This window comes from Gilliamella sp. X-57 (assembly GCF_057063565.1).
Genome location: NZ_JBXSQI010000010.1, coordinates 64677 through 88091, shown reverse-complemented (window position 1 = coordinate 88091; position 23415 = coordinate 64677). Strand labels below are relative to the sequence as shown.

Genomic DNA, 23415 nt, shown 5'->3' with positions numbered 1-23415 from the left:
TCCCTTATAATTGAAACTCAGATTTAAGTTTGTTTATTACCTCACCATCAATCGCAAATTCATGGATTGAAGTAGGAAATTGTTGTTGTTTTACCTGTTGGCAATAGTCAGTAAACGCTTGTTTCATATGATGACCAATTGGGGCAAAAGATTTGACAAATTTTGAAGAAACACCATCATACATAGACAGCATATCTTGATAAACAAGTACCTGCCCATCACAATTTACACCCGCGCCAATACCAATAGTTGGAATACTCACTAATTGTGAGATCAATTTTGCTAAATCAGCAGGTACACATTCAAGTACAATCGCAATCGCCCCCGCTTGTTCAACCGCTAATGCATCAAGAACAATATTTTTAGCATCTTGATAATCTTTACCTTGCACTTTGTATCCCCCCAATGCAAGAACAGATTGGGGCATGAGTCCAATATGCGCAACAACCGGAATAGATGCTTGCGTAATCATTTTGATGTGTTCACTAAATGCTTGCCCTCCTTCAAGTTTAACCGCTTGAGCCTGACCTTCTTTAATTAGGCGACCGGCATTTAAAACTGCATCATACACAGATGTTTGATAAGACATAAAAGGTAAATCAGTGACAACAAATGCGGACTTAGCTGCTCTTGCAACCGCTTTGGAGTGATGGATCATATCTTCCATAGTAACCGATACGGTGCTATCGTAACCCAGCATCACCATACCTAAAGAATCCCCCACTAATAAACAATCTATACCACTTTCATCCATTAATTTAGCTGTAGTGTAATCATAAGCGGTTAGCATAGTAATTTTTTGTCGGTTTTGTTTACGTTCTTTTAAAGTGGCAATCGTGTTTTTCAAGGTAACAACTCCAATTCTAATTGTCGATAGTCCTTGCTTGGATGTTTTGTTCGACTGATATTAAGTAAAATAGCAGATAACTGCTGGTAAATAGGTTTTAGTTTGACCGGCATAGCCATTATATGTTGTTTGATCGTTTCAATATCGCCTCGCTCGACAGGTCCAGTTAGGGCATCAATGACGCCTACTTCACATATATTTTTAGCATTTTCTAAGAATAATAGATGCCACGCTTGTTCACTAAACTCAGAATCTAACTCGCATTGGTCAAGTAAATCAATACCAAGTTGTACCAATGCAATAACTTGATTACTCAACATAACACAAGCCGCATGATAAAGTGGCTTTTTATTCGCAGGTAAAATGGCTAAAGGATTTTTTAGTGAAACAAAAAAGTTTTTTAATTGAGGAATAATGCTTTCATTTGCCTCAAGCGTAAAAGAAACACCTGACATAGCGGTATAGCATTCAAATCTATCATAAATGGCATATAAAGGATGCAATGAAAACGCAAATGGATGAACAATTTTATGTTGGCTAAATATATGTGACGTCAACAGCCCACTGCAATGACCGATCCATTTATTAGTAATAGGTAATTGGCAAAGTTCTTGCCAAACAGTGGCTATTTGGCTATCTGATACAGTAACCAATAAACAATCACAATCATTAACTAAATCAGCTAACGATGCATAAGCTTGACTATGAATAAAATCACTTGCCTCTTTTGCATGTTTATAAGATCGGCTATAAAACCCAGCAATCCGCATTCCACATAAAGAAAAATACTTAGCTAAGGTGCAACCTACTTTACCCGCACCAATAAAACCGATAATCATTGTAACTATAAATTATTAAATAATTGTCGCATTATAGCTCAACCAGCTTAATATTCAATCAAATTAGAGACTGATAACATATGGGGGCTGAATGGAAAATTATCATTTTTAATAGTGATAAAGTGTAGGAATTACTCGCACTATTTATGGTAATTTAAGAAAATATAACACCAAAAAAATCATGAAGCATTAAATAATATACCATCCATTGAACATAAAACACGAAAATAGGCAGTATTCTACATGAGTTGAGTACTAACTATGGGATAGTTACAGTAGGGGGATTATATGGAAAATGTAAGTTATATTTCAGTTTTATAGTATTATATTGTAATATCATTAAGATCCATTATTTTTTGTTTTTGGAGCATTTATATGAGTAAAATATTATCAAGTTTTACAGAAACACCGCAAACAATTAGTATTGAACAACTAGCAACAGCTTTAGGTTGTAATGAGTCGACGATATATATGTGGCTTAAAGATGAAACACTTCAATTACCAAAACCAATTGAAGTTGGAAAAAAGATGTGTTTTATTTATGAAGAAATTAAAGAGTGGTTGTTTAACAGACCAAGGCTTAATTGTTTTTATAATAAAAACTTAAATAAAATCGAAATTACTAATGAAGAAAGTTTGAACAGCCCTGATATCGATAGTTTAATTAACGAACAAACAGCTTTAGAAATATTACGACAAAATAAAAATAAATTTTTATCTAAAAGAAATGCTATTGTAATGCCTTGCGTTGTCATTGATAATAATACACATTTGTTTTTTAGTGAGTTATTAGGAAAATATATACTTTTACAAACTTATATGTAGAAATTACTCGCGTTTTTTACAGTAATTTAAGAATCTACGTAATGAATATTATAAAAAAGCAAAGTTAACGCCCCATCCCCCACAAGATGCAGGGCGTTTATATTATAAGCAAAAATGACCACTATCGATTTAGCTAAATCGTTTTATGGTCAGTCATCCGGCCATTTATAAAAAGCTAAAGAAATTCTAATTGAAGCTATTTGTCCCTTTAACCACTAACAAATAACGTTATAAAACTATCTGTTATGATATTAACCATCTAAAATCTACTGAAGATAAATTAAGCTAAACATTCACTTTTTAGGTTATATTTTTTGTAAAAAATATTCAGGATTCTATACCGTTTGGCGATTAATTGAGAAGGCACAACACTATTGGTTAAAACGGGAAATAACCATCTTATCAATCAAACAACTATAAAAGCTATTCCTATGAATTACATATTTTTTATCATAAATTGATTTATTTCATCTAAGAACAAATTACCATATTTTTCCAATTTGATTTTACCTACACCAGTAATATTAATGAGCTGCTTTTTACTTTCTGGTTTAGTTTGAACCATTTCAAGCAATGTCGCATCACTAAAAACAATATAGGGAGGAATATCTTCGGCATCGGCAATATCTTTACGCAATCGTTTAAGATTATTAAATAAAATTCGTTCTTCGTAAGCTAGAATAGTTGTTAAATTAATTGCTCTAGCGTAACGATTTATACGGCTTTTCTTAACAATTTCTAAACGAGGTTTGGCCAATGATAATGATGTTTCTCCCCGAAGAATTAAACGTGCTTTTTGTGTTAATTGCAGAGTGGTATAAGTTGATATATTTTGATTTAAATATCCCAAATAAACCAGCTGTCTAATAACGCTGAGCCAATAGCCAGATGAATTTTGCTTACCAATGCCATAAACAGATAATTTATCATGACCATTATCTTTAATTTGAGAGCGCCCAGAGCCACGTAAAACATCGACAATATATTGCGCTCCATAACGTTGTTCAACGCGATAAACACAGGATAAAACTTTTTGTGCATCAATTAAGCCATCATAAAGTTCAGGAGGATACAAACAAACATCACAGTTATTACAAGGTTCTTCCCGCTGTTCACCAAAATAATTAAGCAACACAATGCGCCGACAAGTCAAACTTTGCCCAAAAGCTTCCATTGCATCAATCTTTTGCAATTCAACCTGTTTATGTTGCCCTTCTCTTTTTTCAATAACTTGTTGCTGATACCAATTAAGATCTTTACTATTAAACAGTAGCATCGCTTCAGCAGGTAAGCCATCACGCCCTGCTCGCCCCGTTTCTTGATAATAAGCTTCAATCGTTCGAGGGCAGTCTGCATGAACAACAAAACGCACATTGGGTTTATTAATCCCCATACCAAATGCAACCGTTGCTACAATAATTTGTACATTGTCTTTTAAAAAATCTTCCTGTGCTTGTTGGCGCTCATTATTAGACAGCCCAGCATGATAAGCTTTAACGGAAAACCCTCGTGCAGCAAGTCTAGTGGTCATATCTTCCACTCTTGAACGACTTGAACAATAAATAATGCCACTATTGCCTTTTTGTGTTTCAATAAACGAAACAACCTGCTCAGTTTGATTAAATTTTTCGACCACCGTATAACGAATATTTGGCCGATCAAAACTTCGCACTATTACTAATGGATCAACCAAATTTAATTGATGAATAATATCAGTCTGCGTCATTTTATCGGCAGTTGCGGTTAATGCAACAATGGGTACTTTAGGAAAACGAGTTGAAAGTTGACCTAATTGACGATAATCAGGTCTAAAATCATGTCCCCATTGTGAAATACAATGCGCCTCATCAATAGCAATTAAAGAAGGTGGATATTCATCAATTAATGTAGAAAAAGCCTGTAATGCTAATCGTTCAGGAGAAACATATAACAGTTTTATGGAGTGATCCAAATATTTTTTGATAACTTCTTGTTGCTCGGTCGATGATAGTGAGGCATTAAGATAGGCGGCAGAAATACCATTGGCTAATAACTGATCAACCTGATCTTTCATTAAAGAAATTAAAGGAGAGACAATAATTGCGGTTCCCGGCAATAATACTGAGGGAATTTGATAACATAAAGATTTACCGCCGCCTGTAGGAATAATTATTAAAGTATCACGTCCATCGATAATAGATTCAATAATTTCTCTTTGTTGATTTCTAAATGACTTGTAACCAAAAACATTTTGCAAAACATCTTCAATCTGATCTTTTATCGACATACCAACCTAAACATGCAGAGCCTAACTTGAGATAGCGAGTATAGCTAAATTAATTTAAACAAACCACCACGAATTTATATAAATTTACAATTGCTCCCAATAATAAAAAATTTTTTAGAAAAGATTTTTTGATTCAAATATGATGATTTTATTTAAATCGCAAGCAAATAATGTTTATTTTACAACCTATTCAGTTCGAAAGATTAAAAAAACAGCTATTTTTTTATTTTTTTACTTGCTACAAATCAATTTGCCAGCTAATATTTGCGTGTTTCAAATATACGCCCGTAGCTCAGTTGGTTAGAGCATCACCTTGACATGGTGGGGGTCAGTGGTTCGAGTCCACCCGGGCGTACCATCCTAAAGCCTTATCTAAAAAGCCTTTAAAGTGATTACCTTAAGTTTAGATTTTATTAGTAGGGTAAAATGGATACCATTAAATAACCCTTTAAATGCTAACAATTTCAAAATAAACGAATTTACACATGAAAAAATTTCAATAAAATCAGCGATTTTTATGAATGATTTTTTGCTTAAAATTTGAGTTTTATTTTGGTGAAAGGAATTGGCCTTATTTTCAATACTTGACTTAACTCGTTTCCAGTTAAATAACATTCTACCTGTTGACTTACCTAATTTTTTCATAAATTTAAATCTCTCTTTAGCCTAATATTGTTTATTATGTAGATGTGTATATAGCATTGCTGTCGATTTGATATTGAGTGAATTACTCAAAATCTGGTCAAAAAAACACAGTTAAGTGGCTTCATTTTTTCTTTTTAAAATTCTTAGAAGTGTATATTTCGTATTTCTTGAATTTCTCATTCACTGGTTTGTTTTTTTTGCTAGAACGAACTCTATTTTGCTTTAATTTATCTTGCTCATCCTTTGGTTTATCACTCTCTTCTAATAGAAAATTGGCCATAATAAAGCAGATACAAATCAAAGCAAAAAAAGATACACCACCGATCAACCTAATTGCATCAGGATCTGAACCACGATATGTTATATTATGGATTACCACCGCATCTACAATTTCCGACCAAAAAACAATTAAAAATAATACGATTAATTTTTTCATTGTGGACACCACCCAGTAACAAACTTGTTATCATTACCCTGCACTTTTGCTATATGCGCATGACGTTTGCACTCCAAATTTTCAGGTGCATACATTTTATTCCAAAACATCATTTGCTTCTTTTCTTGATTAGATAAATTGATTTTATATTTATCAGACATGTAAAGATATGTACGTGTTATCATCTCACGAATTTCGTCACGTGGCTGGAATATACAAGCCTTAAAATCCACAGCATTTTTACACTTCCCATACTGATTAAATTCTTTAGTGGATAGCGAATAACGATAATTAGACCTATAGCCATTCACTTCACCAATAGCCGCTTGAAAGTTACGCATATCCCTTTCAATTTGATTGAAAGTAGCATCTTTTTTACACGTTTTATGTCCACTTGCTTGCCGGCATGTTAGGTATCTACCAAAATTTTCTGCAGATATAACATGTTCTCACTCAATGCGGTCAGCTCTAGCCTGATTTTTCTTGTCTGGTATCCACATTTGTCAAAATTAACAACACTTTTTTATCTATCCACTAAAATTCTCATCCACAATAACATGTAGTTTGATTAGGGTTTAATTTATATAATTTAGTTAAATGTGTTTTAGCTGAATTAAAGTTCCGTGCAGAATAAACCAATAACGGAGTAAATAAAAGTAAGATAGCTATTTTTCCCATAAAATACATTTAAAATAAATCCAATAACTGTAAAAATTTAATATGTTAAAAACATCGACTTTTATAGTAGAGCATCATGCAACAGCAACCATCAGCAAGGAACTTGATAAAACAAACCCTCAGCTTTCAATGAGGACTTAAAAGAGTAAAAGAATAAACATACGCTTAATTCTCTTGTTTATAATATTGATATCATTACCAGTCTATTAACCAATCAAAGGTGGGGCGCACCCACCTCTAGTTTTAAATATATTAACAGATATTTAATCAATCAAGGTGATTTATAGTAAAATCAGTAACTGAAACGCCTCAAAACGGGGATTGCAGTAGAAGATTTAAAACAACCCATTGACAATATCGCATTAATTGAGCAAGTAAGTAAAGGCCTAGATATATCACAAACTCAACTCATGATTGATACAGATTATTTTTATCAAAAACAAAAAATAAAAAATAAAATGAATGCCTTATACAGGTAATTTTTTAGTGACTAAATGCATAAATTAATGGATTTTTTTCTAAAAAAGGCAGCTATATTAAAGCTGCCTAGAATAATAAACTAAACCGAAATTTTGGTTAATTAGAAGTTAATTTCGGTACCAACAAAATAGCGCCTACCTTCTAAGGTTTTACCAAAATCTTCATTAGAAACATCTTTATCAAATAAGTTATAAACACCAGCATAAATTTTAGCTTGTTTATGAACTTGATAAGATGCCCCTATATCCCAGAAAGTATAGCCTGGATAGTCAACTTTTGTGCCATTACGATTATTTGATGATTCCATACCATAATAGGCCATCTTAGCCCATAAATCCCATTGCTGTGTGGCATACCAATCGAGTTGGGTGTTGAATTTTTGTTTAGGCGTTCTATTTAAAGCTCGTCCTTTATATTGACCACTTTTTTGTTCTGTTTTTGTCCAAGAATAGTTAGAACTTAATAAGAAATCAGTAAATAAAGGTGTTTTAAATGAGAACTCAAGACCTTTAAGATCAGCTTTACCCACATTTTCACGACCTTGTATAAAGTCAAACTTTTTACTATAACCCTTTAACAAACATTTGCTGCCACTTTTACGATCACAAATATAATAGGATTGAATTTTATCTTTATATTTTGTGTAAAATGCGGTTGCCGAAGCATCGATACCATAATCATTGGTATAGCCTATACCAATTTCAAAATTATTTGATTTTTCTGGTTTTAAATTTGGATTTCCAATAATTACCCCATCGGAATATCCGCCTCCAGTAACTTGCCCCCAATCAGTTACAACGTAACGTAATTGTGGAGTCGCATAACCCGTTGAATAACCACCTTTTAAGGTAAAGTTATCATCAATATTCCAAACACTGTAAACCCTAGGGTTCCAGTTGCTACCATAATTTTCGTCTTTGTTGTAACGTAACCCTAATGTTAAACTCCAATTTTCTAAAATACGTAATTCATCTTCACCAAATAGCGCATAATTCCAACGATCAATTTTAGATAATGTGGTTTTTAATTGATTTCCTTTATCGTGCAGCTCTTGATAAGTATATTTCCCACCTAAAGTCAGCATATTAATACTAAAAGGAATAGTAACACGCGTATCTACATCCGTATTTCGAATCTTCATTTTTCTTTCAGGATTATTATTACCTTCATAAGCGACAAATGAGGTCGTTGACACATCACCAAATAAGCCAGTATGCGTTAAAGCAAATGTGTTGCGCTGATTATCTCGATTAAAGTTAGTTCTAGATCTATCTCTTGTTTTGCCCGCCGTTGCGTTACTATTTTGTAAAGCTCGTCCAAAATCGAGATCAAATTTTTGCGTATCTGTGGCATTTAACGATAATTTACCATTTAAACTGCGTAATTTTTGCCCAGCATGACCACTAAGAAATTCATCTTCATGACGTTTTGAATACTGTCCGTACAGTTGAATACCTAAAATATCATCAATAATCGGTCCTATGGTTGAAAAGCTGCCCGTGTAGGTATCTTTTTCTTTTGAACGATAAGGAATAACCGACTCTAGACGCAAACCACTTTGCCATTTATTTGACACTTTTTTGGTAATAATATTAATAACGCCCCCCATTGCATCAGAACCATACAATGAGGACATAGGACCACGCACAACCTCAATACGTTCAATTGCTGTTAATGGTGGTAACCAACCTTGCTCAAATCCGGAATTATCACTGTTTGGTCTGGTTTCACGAGTGCTAATTTTTTTACCATCCACTAATATTAAGGTATATTTAGCATCCATACCGCGAATACTAATATCAGTAGAATCCCCACCCCCTGTGATATTTACACCTGGAATATCTTTTAGCGCATCAGTAACATCGCGATAAGGTTTATTTTCGATCTCTTTAGGTGTAATAACCGAAATGGTTGCTGGTGCTTCTTTTACTTGCTGAGAAAACCCTGATGCAGTAACAACCATAGTGTCGGTATCTGCATTGCTAGCAGCTATCGCAGTACTTGATAATGACAACAAAATGCCCGTATTGATGACATGTTTTGCCAATTTAAACCTCTTTTTTGCGCTCATTTCTTATAACCCCATTATTTATAATGATATTTATAGTTTATATTCTATAAAACACTACACCATATGAGAATGATTATCAATATCTTTATAAAAAATTATTTAGATCTAGACAATTTTCATTTATTGAATAATAATTATTATCATTTACAATAATGTGGAAAAATTGATATGAACAAGAAAAAAAAGTTACTTTTAAGTAGTATTGCGGCGATTGTATTAGGTTTAACCGGCTGCCAATCATCATCAACAATGAGTGTCACCACTGATAGCCAAACGGTGGTCGTCCCTAAAGCGCCTAAAAAAGTAGTGGTAATGAACTACGGCGCATTAGATACATTAGATGCATTAGGTAAAGGCTCAATAGTTGTAGCCACCCCACTGTCAGTTATCCCATCTTACTTGCAACAATATAATAACTCCTCGATTACCGATACGGGCAATATGAAAGAACCCAATATTGAAACTATCAAGCAGGTTAAGCCTGATTTGATTGTTATTGATGGACGTCAGGCAAGTAAAGCCGAAGATTTATCTAAAATTGCCCCTGTCATTAATTTAAGTGTTGACGCCAAAAATTACGTTGAATCGACCAAAAATCATATCCAAGTATTGGCAAATATCACAGGCACTGAAAACAAAGCGGAAAATATTATCCAGTCATTAGATAAAAAAATTCAAGATGCCCAAACTTTAGCCCAAGCCAGTGCTAAAAAGGCTATCGTTGCTATTCATAATGATGGAAAGATGATTCTTATCAATTTAAGTTCAAGTGCGGCACTGATTCATGACGTACTAAACGTTAAACGAGCGGTATCACTCACCGTTATGCCTACAAATAACGCCATAGGCAAACCAAAACCAATTTTTGTTGATGATAATTACATTAAATCGGTGAAGCCGGATATTATCTTTGTTGTTGATCGTAGTAAAGCAATCGGCAAACAAGGTATGGCTGAACACTATTTTTCGCAACACATTCTAAACAAAAATAAAACACAAGTTGTCTATTTAACCCCTGATCTTTGGTATTTGTCGGGTGGTGGCGCAGAAAGCATAAATCGTCAAATTGACGAAGTGATAAATGCACTAAAATAATAATGTTTGATTAGCAAGTTTAACTTCCTATTTTTTAAAAGCCTTTATTAAAAATAAAGGCTTTATTTTATTGTTCTATAGCACTCAACCAATAAGCTTTCTTATTCAAGCAAACAGATTACGTTCCGAGTGATAAATAATAGATATCCGAAGCATTGTTGATAGAAATTTCAAATTAGAAAATCAGTGTATTAACTATGATGAAATATGATAAAATGTCGACGTTATTTTTATTTGCAAATGATAATTAACAAATATAGTTTATTAATTCTCAAACAATACCTCTTTAAATATTAAACACTATTATAAATACTATGAATATGTCACCCCCTACAATTGGATTTGTAAGCCTTGGTTGTCCTAAAAACTTAGTTGACTCTGAGCGAATTTTAACTGAACTACGCACACAAGGTTATCAAGTCGTACCTAGCTATGACAATGCTGATCTAGTCATTGTTAACACTTGTGGATTTATTGACAGTGCAGTTCAAGAATCGCTTGAAGCAATCGGCGAAGCACTAAACGAAAATGGAAAAGTCATTGTAACTGGCTGCCTTGGAGCCAAAGAAGATCAAATTAGAACGGTACACCCCAAAGTACTTGAAATATCTGGCCCGCATAGCTACGAAGCGGTTTTAAGTCATGTGAATAAATATGCCCCTAAACCTGAGTACAACCCTTTTACCAGTTTAATCCCGAGTCAGGGCGTTAAATTAACGCCAAAACATTACGCTTATCTTAAAATTTCTGAAGGCTGCAATCACCGCTGCACATTCTGTATTATTCCCTCTTTGCGTGGAGATATGGTTAGCCGACCAATTGGTAATGTTTTAGATGAAGCAAAACGCTTAGCAGATAGTGGCGTTAAAGAGTTATTAGTCATTGCCCAAGATACTTCGGCTTACGGTATCGACATCAAAAATCGCACCAATTTCTGGAATGGAATGCCATTAAAAACTGATATCCAAACACTGTGTGAACAACTATCAAATTTAGGAATTTGGGTCAGATTGCATTATATGTATCCTTATCCAAGTGTTGATAATCTAATTCCATTAATGGCTGATGGCAAAATTTTGCCTTATTTAGATGTGCCATTACAACACGCAAGCCCAACTATTTTAAAATCAATGAAACGCCCCGGTTCAATTGAAAGAACCTTAGAACGTATTCACAAATGGCGCGAAATCTGCCCAGATATTACATTACGTTCAACGTTTATAGTTGGATATCCTGGCGAAACCGATCAGGATTTTGAACTACTGCTTGATTTTTTGTCACAAGCACAATTAGATCGAGTTGGCTGTTTCCCATACAGCCCAGTAGAGGGAGCTGTTGCGAATGAACTGGCAAACCAAATTCCAGAAACAATCAAACAAGAACGTTTTGATCGTTTTATGCAATTACAGCAAAAAATCTCAACACAAAAATTACAAGCCAAAATAGGCAAAACACTAGCTGTCATTATTGACGAAATTGATGACGAAGGCGCAATAGGTCGCAGCATGGCTGATGCCCCTGAAATCGACGGTGTTGTTTATTTAAACGAAGAAAACCAAGTCAATATAGGTGATATTGTTCAAGTTAACATTGAACATTCCGATGAATACGACCTATGGGGAACAGTTAAAAGGTAATAAAAACAATGAAACAACATTATAAACACGAAATAAAAAATCTCGTTAAATTAGCGGTTCCTGTACTTATTGCACAAATATCACAAACAGCAATTACATTTGTCGATACCATTATGGCAGGGAATTATAGCAAAACAGCCCTATCTGGTGTGGCTATTGCAGTGTCAATTTGGTTGCCCACGATTTTATTTGGACAAGGTTTGTTAACGGTATTAACACCAATTATTTCAAACTTAAATGGTGCAGCTAAACGTGAGCAAGTTGCTGATCAAACCCGTCAAGGTGTAGTAATAGCGCTCATATTATCAATATTAATGATGTTGTTTCTATACCATTCTGACAAAGTCATTAACTTAAGAAGCTCAGCTGATCACCCTATCGATCCCGAAATGGTTGACGTTGCCGTCTCATTTTTACGCGCCATAATGTGGGGTGTACCTGCTTTTTTACTCTTTTTGGTCTACCGAAATCAATGTGAAGGACTATCAAATACCAAACCAGCGATGGTGATCATATTCATTGCCCTTCTTGCCAACATTCCAATTAACTATGTTTTAATCTATGGAAAATTAGGCTTACCTGCTTTTGGTGGAGTCGGCTGTGGCATTACAGCGGCAATCATTTTTTGGCTCATGTTTATATTAATACGTTTATATACACTTACTAGCGCAAGCCAACGCGATATTCGTCAAACACCGATCACCAAACTAGTTGATTTTGGCATAATCAAAAAAATTATTGTGCTTGGCACTCCTCTTGCGCTCGCTTACTTTTTTGAAATGAGCTTATTTGCTGTGATTGCATTATTAATTGCCCCATTAGGTCAAATAACCGTTGCTGCACATCAAATTATATTCACTATCAGCAGTTTAACCTTTGCTATTCCATTATCTCTTGGTGTTGCAACCAGTATTCGTGTTGGTTATTTACTGGGCAAAAAAAAACCAGCTTTAGCCAAACAAACCGCTTATATTAGTTTAGCCATATCCTTAGCCATCGCGATTATTGTTGCGCTAATCTTAGTTATTTTTAAAACACCGATTGTGGCTCTATTCACTAAAGAAACCGCCGTCATGGCTATCTGTATGCAGCTTATTATATTATTGGCTATTTATCAAGCATCAGATTATTTACAAGTAGTAGCAAGTAACGTACTACGAGGTTACAAAGATACCCAAAGCATCTTTTTTATCACCCTACTTTCTTATTGGATAGTTGGACTGCCTGTTGGCTATGTTTTAGGATTAACCAACCTAATCATTGAGCCAATTGGTGCAGCTGGTTTTTGGATAGGTATTATATCAGGACTTGCTGTTGCCGCTTTACTATTAATAGCAAGAATGCTCTACATCCAAAAACAACCCGTGGAGGTTATTTTAGAACAGGCATCAAAATAACATTATTTATATAAGACCTTCAATACTATAAAAAGGGTTAACCATATTTTGATTCATAGTCTAGTATGGAATCTTGAATAATCAAGCTGAAAAATGGGTTAATCCTTGAATGATTATGGACAAGTCGCGGTTTTATCTGCTATTCTAGCAGCCCACTAATAAAGAAACTTCTTCGTTTTCTCGTCGCCGTTATCTATACCCAATCAGTTTTATCACTAAAATAAGCATCGCCTTGTGTAATAATACTTCTATTAAATGATCATTAATTAATACTTAAATTAAATATTTAATTAAATAAAAAAACATTGCTTAAAATTTGAATAAATTTATAATCTTTGAAACCTAAATTTGATATAATTAATATAGTTACTATAATGATAAAAAAAGAAAATCTATTTTTACACGGCGTGTATATTTGTCTTTCTATTCTGTTGGTTTATTTATTAGGTTTCCCTCAAAGATTTGATCGCATATTTCTAACTTACTTTTCTCTTATCTTTTTGGCGCGATTTACTTTTTTCCGAATCTTTTTTGGCATATGGTTTGTCATAGCAGCACTCTATTCACCGGTAGGATTTTATTATGGTTCACCCAATGTTGCCGTGATTAGTTCTATTGCTGAAACAGATATTGATGAAATGACAGAGTTTTGTTCACAACTGCCTAGTTATTTCTATTTTGTTCCGCTATTCTTGGCGGTATCTTTTATTATCTTATTTAAAAAGTTTCCGTTCCCTAAAATAAACAACCGCTATTTAATTATTTTTGTATTAGGATTAACTTTTTATAAACCAATAAAAACTATTCTTCGACATCATCCAGACACTTTCAGTTCAATAGCTTATTCTTTTTTTAGTAATATCAAATATCCTATTTTAGAGTTCTGTATTGGATTTTATGAAAGTAGTAAACTATATTTAACTGAAAAAGAACAACAACTTAAACAGATTGAACAAACCAATAACATACCAATTGTATCGGTTAACCCAAAGCATAAAACCTATGTTATTATCATTGGTGAAAGCGTTCGAAAAGACTATATGAGTGCTTATGGTTTTAAATATGACAATACACCATTTACCCGCACTCATGCCAGTGTTATTTGGGATGGATTGATTGCACCAGCCCCAAATACTCAGGCATCAATTCCACACCTCATTAGCCAATCGATCTTTTCAGTCGACAAAAAGGTGAATGCTCAACTCAATAATAATATTGTAAGCATTGCTAATGATGCTGGATTTGAAACCTATTGGCTTTCAAATCAAGGCAAATTAGGCGCAATTGAAATTACCGTACCCCGTATTGCCGCTTATGCAAAGCATTCTTTTTATACCAAAAAAGGCGAATATAATGGCAAATCATCAAGAGGAAAACATGATACCTTATTATTACCTGAATTAGACAATATTTTATCGACAGAAGATAGTAAACCAAAACTTATTGTTATGCATCTAATTGGCTCTCATCCCCACTTTTGTAGGCGATTAGAATTTAAAGTGCAGTTTGATCTGAATAACAAAAACATATCATGTTATGTTAGTAGCATTAAAGAAACAGACGATCTTATTGCGGAAACAATCAATAAGTTAGAAAAATACAAGCAAGATTATTCAGTCGTTTACTTTGCCGATCATGGACTTGCACATGCAGATCAATACAATGATTTAAGACACAATCCAAACTACCAAGATAGCTATCGAGTTCCTTTTATCTTTTTTGATTCAGATAAATCCTCCCAACAAAAAATTAATAAACAGATATCGGGATTCCAACTAGTTTATTTGTTAAGCAACTGGATGGGGGTTAAACTAGATGTGAAACATGATTATATGCAAAATGAGCTTGCTCAGATACCCGAACAACAGAATATCAAAGTAAAAGATTGGGATAACAATAAATTATATCAATTTAATAAATTAAAAAATGACCCAAATCCTTTTAATTAATACCCATTATTTAAATAACAAAAAACGCCATCAACACTTTTGCTGATGGCGTTTTTTTAATGTAATAAATTAACTATTTCAACAAGCTATTTGCTTGCGCAAGCACATTTTCAACAGTAAAACCAAACTCTTTAAACAATTGATCCGCTGGACCTGATTCGCCGAAGCTTGTCATACCAATCACTTTGCCGTTAAGGCCAACATATTTATACCAATAATCGCTAATACCTGCTTCAATGGCAAGGCGAGCTGTTACTGACGATGGCAATACTGACTCTTTATACCCCTGATCTTGTTTATCAAACGCATCGGTTGATGGCATTGACACCACCCGCACTTTTTTACCTGCTTGAGTCAATTGTTGATAAGCTTCAACAGCAAGCTCAACTTCTGAACCCGTCGCAATAATAATTAAATCAGGTGTACCTATGCAATCATTTAAGATATAACCACCGCGATACACATCAGCTAATTGATGAGCAGTGCGGTCTTGTTGTTTAAGATTTTGTCGTGAAAAAATCAACGCTGTTGGACCGTCTTTACGTTCTATCGCATATTGCCACGCAATAGCTGATTCGACTTGATCGCACGGTCGCCAAGTACTCACATTTGGCGTAACACGTAAGCTTGCCATTTGTTCAACAGGTTGATGCGTTGGTCCATCTTCACCCAAGCCAATTGAATCATGAGTATAGACAAATAAAGCACGAATTTTCATTAATGCCGCCATTCGAATGGCATTACGTGCATATTCCATAAACATTAAGAATGTCGCCCCATAAGGAATAAATCCACCATGTAACGCAATACCATTCATAATAGCGGACATACCAAACTCACGCACACCATAATGGATATAATTACCATCCGCATTAGCTAATATCTCTTTAGATCCTGACCACATGGTTAAATTACTTGGCGCTAAATCAGCCGAACCACCTAAAAACTCTGGTAAAGCTGGAGCAAAAGCTTCAATAGCATTTTGTGATGCTTTACGGGTAGCAATTGCTGCTGGATTTGCTTGGAGTTTATTCACCACATCGTTAGCAATTTGTGACCAATTTTCCGGCAAATCACCATTAACACGACGCTTAAATTCTTTGGCTAATTCAGGATAAGCCTTAGCATAAGCATCAAAACGAACATTCCATTCATCTTCGATCTGCTCACCTTTAGTTTTAGCATTCCAAGCATCATAGTAATCTTTAGGAATTTCAAAAGCAGGATAATTCCAACCAAGAGCCTTACGTGTTGCTTCAATTTCGGCATCGCCTAATGGTGCACCATGGCTTTCATGGCTACCGGCTTTATTTGGCGATCCAAAACCAATCACCGTTTTACACATTAATAATGATGGTTTATCGGTTACCGCCTGCGCTTGCTCGATGGCTTCTTTTAACGCTTTAGCATCATGACCATCAATACTACGGATAACATGCCAGCCGTAAGCTTCAAAACGTTTTGCGGTATCATCAGTAAACCAACCTTCGACTTCACCATCGATTGAAATACCATTATCATCATAAAACGCAATAAGTTTACCTAATTTAAGAGTACCTGCTAACGAACACACTTCATGCGAAATCCCCTCCATCATACAACCATCACCCATAAACACATAAGTATGGTGATCAACAATAGTATGATCAAGTTTATTAAATTGTGCAGCTAACGTTCTTTCGGCAATAGCCATACCAACAGCATTAGCAATACCTTGACCTAGTGGTCCGGTTGTTGTTTCAACACCCGGCACATAACCATATTCAGGGTGTCCTGCGGTTTTTGAATGCAACTGACGAAAGTTTTTTAGATCATCAATGGTCACGTCATAACCAGTTAAATGTAATAAACTATAGATCAACATAGAAGCATGACCATTTGATAAAATAAAACGATCGCGATCGGCCCATTTAGGGTTATTTGGATTATGTTTTAAAAAGCCACGCCAAAGCACTTCAGCCATATCCGCCATACCCATAGGCGCACCAGGGTGCCCTGATTTTGCTTTCTGTACGCCATCCATGCTCAATGCCCTTATCGCATTCGCCAGATCGCGGTGAGATAGTGTGGTTGCATTCATATTATAATCTCCAAAAAAATTTTTTGAGTGAAAATTTGTTAATGCCTGCAAGGTTGATATCACTTGCAAAATAGTTAGTTAAATTAACAAAAATTAGTATAAAAATGGGGAGCTAACTCCCCTATCATGTGTAAATGATTATAGCAGTGCGCCAATCATATCTTCTAATTTTCCTTGATCAACGGCAAATGCGCGAATGCCTTCGGCTAATTTTTCAACTGCCATAGCATCACTATTATGTTGCCATCTAAATTCAGCTTCGGTCATTGGCGCAGGGCGCTCAACCACAGATTGATTTGGATTAAGTTTTTGCACAACAGGCACATTTGATTGTTGCATTTCGGCAAGTAAATTGGGCGAAATCGTTAACCTATCACAACCAGCTAACGCCAAGATTTGATCGACTTTACGGAAGCTTGCACCCATGACAATAGTTTTATAACCATGTTGTTTATAATAATTAAAAATATTACGTACAGAAACAACGCCCGGATCTTCATCAGCCACATAAGGATTGATTGGTTTTTTAGCTTGATACCAATCATAAATACGCCCTACAAATGGCGAAATTAAAAAGGCATTGACTTCAGCACATGCACGCGCTTGCGCGAACGAAAATAATAACGTTAAATTACAGTTAATACCTTCTTTTTCAAGCACTTCAGCCGCTTTAATGCCTTCCCACGTTGACGCAATTTTAATTAAAATACGAGACTTATCAATGCCCTTTTCCTGATAAAGTGCAATGATTTTACGCGCTTTTTCAATACAACCTTGTTTATCAAAGGACAAACGCGCATCAACTTCGGTCGAAATTCGCCCTGGAACGGTTTTTAAAATCTCGGCACCAATATTCACCGCAACTTGATCACACGCATTAACTAACTGCTGTTCTTTACTACCACCTAATTTTTTAGCGGTTTGCACTGCAGAATCAATTAAATTGCGATATTGAGGGAGTTGCGCTGCTTTCAAAACAAGAGAGGGATTCGTTGTTGCATCTTCGGGGGAAAACTGCTTAATCGAATCGATATCCCCCGTATCAGCTACCACCACAGTTAATTTTTTAAACTCATCTAATTGACTCATACTTTTTATCCTCATACAGCGTGTTATTATAATGAAAGTATAATAACATTTATTCAATAATAAAACGACTTTGTCACTGGATGATGATTGATCTTGGCTGTGGGCAAAAAAGCGCTGTAAAATGCAAATAAAAAAGGCAGAATCAGGCTTTACCGTAACATTATTACTTATTAATATTAGTCATGCCTGCTATTTTTATCGTATAAATAAATTCAATTATGTGAATTAAATCACAAAATCAAATTAGGGTTAATTTGCATTAATCGCTCTTTAAATCGACAAAATACTTAACAAAAAAATTTGCAGATTTAAAAATTCCCTAAACCATGATTTAACTGATTAAACCCAAACATATTCAAGTTGACTAGTTAAACCACAACTTGTACAAGAACGACACTGGTTAGCTTGGCAAGCCAATGGCTGATCTTGCGCTAGCAATTTTATCACGCCTTTTTTGATCCAAAACCGTAACATCTGCTCAGTTGCGCTTTCAGGTAGGTGAAAGTGTCTAGCAATATCTTGCAATGGTGCACGACCTTTTAATTGTACATAATCACGAATTGATGTTATTAACATAGCCATAACCAAAGTGGCAGGGTGATCCCTGCATACTTTTCCTCTATTTATATTTTACAAATTAGCCAGCCATTTATTTACTGACAGCACGATGATTTTTTACAGTGGGATGAATTTGGCGCTGTTGATTGATTAAAAGACGAATATCGCCCTAAAGTACGCATAAACAGTACCACTATAATAATAAATGCACTGCACCCAAACAGCCACCAAACGGCTACAGGCGAATGCCCAAGCAACGTAAATTGATAATAAATGGTTGCCGTAAGCCACGCAACGGTAAAAGTCCAAATTGCCACAAACACCATCCACTTAAAACCAGCTTCGCGATAAACAGCACCCAACGCCGCAGCACAAGGAGTATAAAGTAAAATAAAAATTAAATAACTCATCGCAGCCGAAGGTGAACTAAACCCATTTTTAATTTGTGAAATTGTTGTCGAATCCACCTCTAAATCAGTCTTTAGTGAATCCATATCTTGTGAAGCAGTATTAAATCCTAATGGATCTAAAACAGCATTCGACAAACTTGCCAGATTTTTTGGAATGGTTGCTAGCGCCTCTAAAATCCCTTGTGACAAACTAAATGGTTCGTCTTGCTCGTTATCATCATCGATAGAATAAAGCGAATTGAGAGTTGCAATTACCGATTCTTTAGCAAAAATACCAGTAAAAATACCAACTGTTGCTGGCCAATTATCGTGTTTAATCCCCATCGGTGCAAATGCAGGAGTGATTTTTTGACTAACAACAGAAAGCACAGAGTTTTGTGAACTTTCTTGCTTAAACGAACCATCACTCCCCCATGAGTTAAGCACACTTAATACCGTTACCATCAACACAATGGCTTTACCTGCTCTAAAAATAAATGACGTTAAGCGCTGCCAAGTCAAACTAATTAGATTACTTAAAGTCGGAATACGATACACAGGCATTTCCATAATAAATGGTGTGAGCGAACCTTTTAATAAAGTGAATTTGAGCACAAATCCCGTCACCATTGCCACTGCAATGCCTAGCAAATATAAAGCAAACACCACTATAGAGGAGTTTTTAGGGAAGAATATCACCGCAAATAATGCATAAACCGGCAACCTTGCTCCACATGACATAAAAGGGATCATACAAATGGACATAATGCGATCACGTGTACTTTCAAGCGTTCGCGTGCCCATAATGGCTGGCACACCGCAGCCAAATCCCACTAGCATTGGCACAAACGCTTTACCCGGCAACCCGATACTGCGCATTAGCCGATCGATTACCATTGCTGCGCGTGCCAAATAACCAGAATCCTCTAGAAACGACAAACAAAAAAACATCGCCCCAATAACAGGAATAAACGTTGAAACAGTTTGAATGCCACGACCAATACCATTGGCTAAAATAGCTGTAATCCAATTTGGAGCATTGATGGCATGAAGTAGCTCGGTTGTGCCATTAACAAAAATAGTGCCACAAAGCACATCAAAAAAATCAATAAACACCGCACCAAAATTAATCGCCACCATAAACATGGCATACATAGCTAACAAAAAGAACGGGATTCCAGTAATACGCCCTAACGCAATATTATCTAACCTATCAGAAAACCGACGGCTAAGCTCACGCGGCTTCTCAATGACTTTTTTACAAATTACATCAATCGTGTCATAACGGGCGCTAGCAAGTGCCACATCGATTTCATTATCACACCACTTTGCAAGCGACAAGCGGCAGTCCGCTAACATTTTGGTTTCACGTTGTGATAAGTGATAGCGCGAATCATCTAATAAGGCATCTATCAATTGCCAGCGATTAAATTGGCGCACAACACTATCTTCAGGCAGATCGCAAATATAACCATGAATCACCGCTTGCTGATCCTCGCCAAGCAAATCAATCGATGGCTGTGCTGCATATGGATGCATTACCATGTTTTCGATTTGTTGATAAAAGCCCTGCAAGCCGGTTTTTTGACGAGATGATATTGCCACCACAGGACAACCCAGCAAAGTTGACAACAGATCAACATTAATCTGTTCGCCCATGGCTTTAACTGCATCGCTCATATTTAACACAACAATCATCGGTACTTGTAAATCAATCAACTGACAAGTTAAATACAAACTACGTTGCAAATTAGTTGCATCAATAATATTAATAATCACGCATTCACTTTCGGACAGCACGAATTGGCGCGCAATAAGCTCATCTTGCGAAACACTAAGCAGATCAGGCTCAATTGAATACGTACCAGGCAAATCGATAACTTCATATTGTGTATGATGATAAGTGAACATACCGGTTTTACGTTCAACAGTCACGCCCGGCCAGTTTCCTACTCGCTGTTTTGAACCCGTTAGTATATTAAATAACGTTGTCTTACCACTATTAGGGTTACCAATTAATGCTATCTTCACGCACTAACCTCCATCACTTCAATGGCTTGTGCTTCTTTACGACGTAAGCAAAGCGCAAATCCACGCATTTTAATTTCAATCGGATCGCCAAGTGGCGCAACGCGCACAGCCAAAACCTTACAACCCGGCGTAATGCCCATTGCAAGCAACTTTCGACGAAAGGGTAACGATTCAGGTAATAATCGAGTAATCACCGCCTCGCGCCCTAAAGGTAACTGATTAAGGGTTAAAGATGACATTGTGCTTCCTAAAAATAACGATAGTATTGATAAAAGTAATCGTATTAAATCAAAGATGCATATCTTAAAAAATAATCAAAATTATTTTTAGTGTAAAAATGCGAATTATTCTCAATAACAACAAATAACACGTAAAAAATCGCAAAAAATATTAAAATCATAGAAAAACAAAACTCATTTGGTTTTGCCCTTTTATATCTATAAAATAAATCGTAACAATAGTTTTCAATTGTTTTAAAAGCGTTATTGTTTTCATAAAAAAACGTTCAAATAGCATATTGATTTTAATTAAATTTTATATAGATTAATTCAAACTTACCCCGACATACGCTAATTATTCATTGGAATTTATATTAGCAAAACGAGGAACCAAGAAGTGAAAATAAATTCTCTGGTTGTTTTCCCTGACTAGCGCTTTATGTCATCACATTCGGTTTTCGACGTTTTATAGGATCGTATACCAACTCTAGGCATTTGAGAACTAGCAGCTTTGCTAGGCTTAAGATCGTCTAAATGGAGATAATGTTTAAGAAAATTATTTAAATTTTTGTATAAAAAACCGACTTGAGTCGGCTTAATTTGGTTAGTTACATTGTGAGGTAATAAGTTTATTATCATTACCCTGAATTTGTTTAATTTGTTGATTGCGCTTGCATTCCCATTGTTTAGGAGGATACATTTTATTCCACTCGGTCATTAATTTATACTCAGAATCTGATAAATTTATATTGTATTTATTCGACATATAGAAATAGGTTCGTGCTATTGTTCCTCGAATCTCGTCGCGCGGTTGAAATTTTCTTCCTTTAAAATCAACGGCTGATTGGCATTTTCCATATTGATTAAATTCTTTAGTGAATTGCGAATAGCGATAATTTGACCTATCACCATTTACCTCACCAATAGCGGGTTGTAGATTGTGTATATCCCCCTCCATCAAGTTGAACGTAACATCTTTTTTACACGCTTTACGTCCGCCATCGCGCCAGCACTGTAGGTGACGTCCAAAATTTTCGGCTGGCATAACGTGTTCCCACTCAATGCGTTCTGCTCTTGTTTGATTTTTTCTTGGAGTGTAACCGCATTTAGTGAAGTCAACAGTCCCTTTTTTATTGTTAAAACTGAATTCACATCCGCAATAAAATTCCGTTTGTTTAGGGTTTTCGTTATAGATTTTAACTAACTGGTTTTTTGCCCAATTAAAATTTTGTTTGCTGTTAACGGTTGGTTGCTCGACTTGTACCAATGAAACTGAACCATCGTGTGAATTTACAACATAAACACCCATAGTATCGGCATAACTAAGATTACAGCACGAGAAGATAAATAATGCGATGAATAGCTTTTTCATAAATCCTTTTAAAAACAACTCCAAAACATATAAAAATTTTAATATTTTTATATAAAAAGCATTGATCTTTAATATAAGATAACTTACAACGTTAGCTATCAAATGAGAGAATTGATAAAGTAATTCCCCGAACTAAGACAAAGGTTTAAAAAGAATTAACATGAAGTTAAAAATATTCATTTTAATTCTGCTACTTTTGATTAGCTCCCCAGCATTCTAAAATAGTTCAAAGTTGAGAGTGACGCCCTATCAATGCCTTCCAATATAACAACTATTATTTAATAAATCAAGGCGATTATAAGGTATTAACTCGATCCAAAATTAACAAATCGAGTAATAAAAATGAGGTATCAACAGCAAAACTTTTAAATAAAATATAAACAATAACACAATGATTAAACAAACCAAGTTAGACTTAAACATGTCAGAAACTAAGTTTATAGTCGAAAGCATTAAACTTTTAAAAAATAACAAAAAAATCTCTAGATAAGGCTTTCAGATTGCGGACAAATC

General features: G+C 35.1%; 18 protein-coding genes and 1 tRNA gene. 6 read left to right on the top strand and 13 right to left on the bottom strand.

The window, feature by feature from the left end; translation table 11 throughout:
- Nucleotides 1–4 precede the first annotated feature (4 nt).
- Nucleotides 5–847 carry a 3-methyl-2-oxobutanoate hydroxymethyltransferase gene (panB, locus tag ACYIAL_RS06215; RefSeq protein WP_174797201.1) on the bottom strand — a complete coding sequence of 281 codons (843 nt, stop codon included), beginning with the start codon at nucleotides 845–847 and terminating at the stop codon, nucleotides 5–7.
- Nucleotides 844–1686 carry a Rossmann-like and DUF2520 domain-containing protein gene (locus tag ACYIAL_RS06210; RefSeq protein WP_174797202.1) on the bottom strand — a complete coding sequence of 281 codons (843 nt, stop codon included), beginning with the start codon at nucleotides 1684–1686 and terminating at the stop codon, nucleotides 844–846. Before ACYIAL_RS06210 ends, panB begins: the two co-directional genes overlap by 4 nt.
- Before the next feature lie 375 nt (nucleotides 1687–2061).
- Here ACYIAL_RS06210 and ACYIAL_RS06205 point away from each other — a divergent pair, with 375 nt between their 5' ends.
- Nucleotides 2062–2511 (top strand): helix-turn-helix transcriptional regulator, encoded by a 450-nt coding sequence (locus ACYIAL_RS06205; RefSeq protein ID WP_174797203.1) that lies wholly within the window; start codon nucleotides 2062–2064, stop codon nucleotides 2509–2511.
- Nucleotides 2512–2947: 436 nt separating this feature from the next.
- Here ACYIAL_RS06205 and recQ read toward each other — a convergent pair whose 3' ends face one another.
- Nucleotides 2948–4777 carry a DNA helicase RecQ gene (recQ, locus tag ACYIAL_RS06200; RefSeq protein WP_174797204.1) on the bottom strand — a complete coding sequence of 610 codons (1830 nt, stop codon included), beginning with the start codon at nucleotides 4775–4777 and terminating at the stop codon, nucleotides 2948–2950.
- A gap of 281 nt (nucleotides 4778–5058) precedes the next feature.
- Here recQ and ACYIAL_RS06195 point away from each other — a divergent pair.
- A tRNA-Val gene (locus tag ACYIAL_RS06195) sits at nucleotides 5059–5135 on the top strand.
- A gap of 14 nt (nucleotides 5136–5149) precedes the next feature.
- Here ACYIAL_RS06195 and ACYIAL_RS06190 read toward each other — a convergent pair.
- From ACYIAL_RS06190 to ACYIAL_RS06175, 4 genes are all read right to left on the bottom strand, one after another.
- On the bottom strand, nucleotides 5150–5422 hold the full coding sequence (locus ACYIAL_RS06190) for a hypothetical protein (RefSeq protein ID WP_483751226.1): 273 nt from the start codon (nucleotides 5420–5422) through the stop codon (nucleotides 5150–5152).
- 121 nt (nucleotides 5423–5543) lie between these two features.
- Complete coding sequence (locus ACYIAL_RS06185) at nucleotides 5544–5858, bottom strand: hypothetical protein (protein ID WP_174797206.1); 315 nt, start codon at nucleotides 5856–5858, stop codon at nucleotides 5544–5546.
- Nucleotides 5855–6298 carry an endonuclease gene (locus ACYIAL_RS06180; RefSeq protein ID WP_342354071.1) on the bottom strand — a complete coding sequence of 148 codons (444 nt, stop codon included), beginning with the start codon at nucleotides 6296–6298 and terminating at the stop codon, nucleotides 5855–5857. The genes ACYIAL_RS06185 and ACYIAL_RS06180 overlap by 4 nt, the downstream gene beginning before the upstream one ends.
- Before the next feature lie 818 nt (nucleotides 6299–7116).
- Nucleotides 7117–9087: a TonB-dependent receptor domain-containing protein gene (locus ACYIAL_RS06175; RefSeq protein ID WP_483751225.1), complete on the bottom strand. Its 1971-nt coding sequence runs from the start codon at nucleotides 9085–9087 to the stop codon at nucleotides 7117–7119.
- Nucleotides 9088–9255: 168 nt separating this feature from the next.
- On the opposite strand from ACYIAL_RS06175, the gene ACYIAL_RS06170 reads away from it, so the two are divergent.
- The 4 genes from ACYIAL_RS06170 to ACYIAL_RS06155 all read left to right on the top strand — a co-directional run bounded on the left by ACYIAL_RS06170 (nucleotide 9256) and on the right by ACYIAL_RS06155 (nucleotide 15165).
- The gene (locus ACYIAL_RS06170; protein ID WP_174797209.1) at nucleotides 9256–10182 is read left to right on the top strand and encodes a siderophore ABC transporter substrate-binding protein; all 927 of its coding nucleotides are present in this window, start codon (nucleotides 9256–9258) and stop codon (nucleotides 10180–10182) included.
- A 320-nt stretch (nucleotides 10183–10502) separates the two neighbouring features.
- A complete protein-coding gene (gene rimO / locus ACYIAL_RS06165) occupies nucleotides 10503–11819 on the top strand; it encodes a 30S ribosomal protein S12 methylthiotransferase RimO (protein WP_174797210.1) in 1317 nt (438 codons plus the stop codon).
- An 8-nt stretch (nucleotides 11820–11827) separates the two neighbouring features.
- Nucleotides 11828–13216 (top strand): MATE family efflux transporter, encoded by a 1389-nt coding sequence (locus tag ACYIAL_RS06160; protein WP_174797211.1) that lies wholly within the window; start codon nucleotides 11828–11830, stop codon nucleotides 13214–13216.
- A gap of 374 nt (nucleotides 13217–13590) precedes the next feature.
- On the top strand, nucleotides 13591–15165 hold the full coding sequence (locus ACYIAL_RS06155) for a phosphoethanolamine transferase (RefSeq protein WP_174797212.1): 1575 nt from the start codon (nucleotides 13591–13593) through the stop codon (nucleotides 15163–15165).
- Between the two features lie 73 nt (nucleotides 15166–15238).
- Here ACYIAL_RS06155 and tkt read toward each other — a convergent pair whose 3' ends face one another.
- The 6 genes from tkt to ACYIAL_RS06125 all read right to left on the bottom strand — a co-directional run bounded on the left by tkt (nucleotide 15239) and on the right by ACYIAL_RS06125 (nucleotide 22902).
- A complete protein-coding gene (gene tkt, locus ACYIAL_RS06150) occupies nucleotides 15239–17245 on the bottom strand; it encodes a transketolase (RefSeq protein ID WP_174797213.1) in 2007 nt (668 codons plus the stop codon).
- A gap of 138 nt (nucleotides 17246–17383) precedes the next feature.
- A complete protein-coding gene (gene tal, locus ACYIAL_RS06145; RefSeq protein ID WP_174797214.1) occupies nucleotides 17384–18334 on the bottom strand; it encodes a transaldolase in 951 nt (316 codons plus the stop codon).
- A gap of 339 nt (nucleotides 18335–18673) precedes the next feature.
- Nucleotides 18674–18916, bottom strand: coding sequence for a FeoC-like transcriptional regulator (locus ACYIAL_RS06140; RefSeq protein ID WP_483751224.1), 243 nt, complete (start codon nucleotides 18914–18916; stop codon nucleotides 18674–18676).
- A 71-nt stretch (nucleotides 18917–18987) separates the two neighbouring features.
- On the bottom strand, nucleotides 18988–21312 hold the full coding sequence (gene feoB, locus ACYIAL_RS06135; RefSeq protein WP_483751223.1) for a Fe(2+) transporter permease subunit FeoB: 2325 nt from the start codon (nucleotides 21310–21312) through the stop codon (nucleotides 18988–18990).
- Nucleotides 21309–21551 carry a FeoA family protein gene (locus ACYIAL_RS06130; protein ID WP_174797217.1) on the bottom strand — a complete coding sequence of 81 codons (243 nt, stop codon included), beginning with the start codon at nucleotides 21549–21551 and terminating at the stop codon, nucleotides 21309–21311. The genes feoB and ACYIAL_RS06130 overlap by 4 nt, the downstream gene beginning before the upstream one ends.
- Nucleotides 21552–22134: 583 nt before the next feature.
- Nucleotides 22135–22902, bottom strand: a complete 768-nt coding sequence (locus ACYIAL_RS06125) for an endonuclease (protein WP_202984976.1) — start codon at nucleotides 22900–22902, stop codon at nucleotides 22135–22137.
- Nucleotides 22903–23415 lie beyond the last annotated feature (513 nt).

Bases quoted from the DNA above. Each gene is read 5' to 3' on its own strand.
- ACYIAL_RS06170 (WP_174797209.1), top strand. From the start codon at position 9,256: ATGAACAAGAAAAAAAAGTTACTTTTAAGTAGTATTGCGGCGATTGTA.
- ACYIAL_RS06190 (WP_483751226.1), bottom strand. From the start codon at position 5,422: ATGAAAAAATTAGGTAAGTCAACAGGTAGAATGTTATTTAACTGGAAA.
- ACYIAL_RS06155 (WP_174797212.1), top strand. From the start codon at position 13,591: ATGATAAAAAAAGAAAATCTATTTTTACACGGCGTGTATATTTGTCTT.
- tal (WP_174797214.1), bottom strand. From the start codon at position 18,334: ATGAGTCAATTAGATGAGTTTAAAAAATTAACTGTGGTGGTAGCTGAT.
- ACYIAL_RS06185 (WP_174797206.1), bottom strand. From the start codon at position 5,858: ATGAAAAAATTAATCGTATTATTTTTAATTGTTTTTTGGTCGGAAATT.
- ACYIAL_RS06125 (WP_202984976.1), bottom strand. From the start codon at position 22,902: ATGAAAAAGCTATTCATCGCATTATTTATCTTCTCGTGCTGTAATCTT.
- rimO (WP_174797210.1), top strand. From the start codon at position 10,503: ATGTCACCCCCTACAATTGGATTTGTAAGCCTTGGTTGTCCTAAAAAC.
- ACYIAL_RS06130 (WP_174797217.1), bottom strand. From the start codon at position 21,551: ATGTCATCTTTAACCCTTAATCAGTTACCTTTAGGGCGCGAGGCGGTG.
- ACYIAL_RS06160 (WP_174797211.1), top strand. From the start codon at position 11,828: ATGAAACAACATTATAAACACGAAATAAAAAATCTCGTTAAATTAGCG.
- ACYIAL_RS06205 (WP_174797203.1), top strand. From the start codon at position 2,062: ATGAGTAAAATATTATCAAGTTTTACAGAAACACCGCAAACAATTAGT.
- recQ (WP_174797204.1), bottom strand. From the start codon at position 4,777: ATGTCGATAAAAGATCAGATTGAAGATGTTTTGCAAAATGTTTTTGGT.
- ACYIAL_RS06140 (WP_483751224.1), bottom strand. From the start codon at position 18,916: ATGGCTATGTTAATAACATCAATTCGTGATTATGTACAATTAAAAGGT.
- ACYIAL_RS06210 (WP_174797202.1), bottom strand. From the start codon at position 1,686: ATGATTATCGGTTTTATTGGTGCGGGTAAAGTAGGTTGCACCTTAGCT.
- tkt (WP_174797213.1), bottom strand. From the start codon at position 17,245: ATGAATGCAACCACACTATCTCACCGCGATCTGGCGAATGCGATAAGG.
- ACYIAL_RS06175 (WP_483751225.1), bottom strand. From the start codon at position 9,087: ATGAGCGCAAAAAAGAGGTTTAAATTGGCAAAACATGTCATCAATACG.